1 rRNA gene is annotated in these 1,492 nt (G+C 49.9%); it reads right to left on the reverse strand.

From position 1 onward, the window contains the following. Nucleotides 1–1,441 (reverse strand): 23S ribosomal RNA (locus M1L62_RS29240); the annotation flags it as partial. Between the last annotated feature and the right edge of the window lie 51 nt (nt 1,442–1,492).

Genomic DNA, 1,492 nt, shown 5'->3' on the forward strand with positions numbered 1-1,492 from the left:
TTCACACTGAACGCAGGGGCAGGAATATTAACCTGCTGTCCATCGGTATTCGCCGCTCGGCTATACCTTAGGCCCCGCCTAACCCTCCGTTGATTAGCATAGCGGAGGAATCCTTAGTCTTTCGGTGTGCGGATTTCTCATCCGCATTATCGTTACTTATGCCTACATTTGCTTTTCTCACCAGTCCAGCCCAGCTTACGCCAAACCTTCACCCCTGTGAGAATGCTCCCCTACCGATCGTAATAAATTACTATCGCATAGCTTCGGTAATATGCTTGATGCCCGTTTATTATCGATGCCCGCCCCGCTCGACCAGTGAGCTGTTACGCACTCTTTAAATGTATAGCTGCTTCCAAGCTAACATCCTGGCTGTCTCTGCAGTCGGACCCCCTTAGTTCAACTTAGCATATATTTTGGGACCTTAGCTGATGCTCTGGGTTGTTCCCCTCTCGGACTGGGACCTTAGCACCCCAGCCCTCACTGCCGTGTATATCATAGCCCATTCGGAGTTTGTCAGAGTTTGGTAGGATTTGACTCCCCCTAGCCCTATCAGTAGCTCTACCTGACCATGACTCAACCACGACGCTGTTCCTAAAAACATTTCGGGGAGTACGAGCTATTTCTCAGTTTGATTGGCCTTTCACCCCTACCCTCAGTTCATCCGAAAACTTTTCAACGTTTACCGGTTCGGTCCTCCACGATGTGTTACCAGCGCTTCAACCTGACCAAGGGTAGATCACCAAGTTTCGCGTCTACAGCCACTGACTAATCGCCCATTTCAGACTCGCTTTCGCTTCGGCTCCTTCTGTTTACAGAATTAACCTCGCCAGTGACCGTAACTCGTAGGCTCATTATGCAAAAGGCACGACGTCACCCGAAGGCTCCGTCCGCTTGTAAGCGCATGGTTTCAAGTTCTATTTCACCCCGCTGCTCGCGGTACTTTTCACCTTTCCCTCACGGTACTCGTTCACTATCGGTCTCTCAGGAGTATTTAGCCTTGGCGGATGGTGCCGCCGGATTCAGAGGGGATTTCTCCGGTCCCCACTTACTCAGGATACTCACTCATATAACGCTCTTACCTGTACGGGATTCTCACCCTCTACGATTGACTTTCCCACGTCATTCCAGTTCAATTGTTATACACTTGGTGAGTCCTACAACCCCAGTCTGGCCGTAACCAGGCTGGTTTGGGCTCTTCCGCGTTCGCTCGCCACTACTTGCGGAATCATTATTATTTTCTTCTCCTGGGGGTACTTAGATGTTTCAGTTCCCCCCGTTTGCCCCCCGTAGGGTAATACCACTTCATGGTACTGGGTTGCCCCATTCGGAAATCCACGGATCAATACATATGTGCTGTTCCCCGTGGCTTATCGCAGCTTATCACGTCCTTCGTCGCCTCTGAGAGCCTAGGTATCCTCCATGCGCCCTTAATTCGCTTACATGTTATTTATCTTATTCTCTTTTGCTTCTCAATATGTCAATGAACTCGTTA

The sequence above is a fragment of the Dyadobacter diqingensis genome, assembly GCF_024220585.1.
Classification (GTDB): domain Bacteria; phylum Bacteroidota; class Bacteroidia; order Cytophagales; family Spirosomataceae; genus Dyadobacter; species Dyadobacter diqingensis.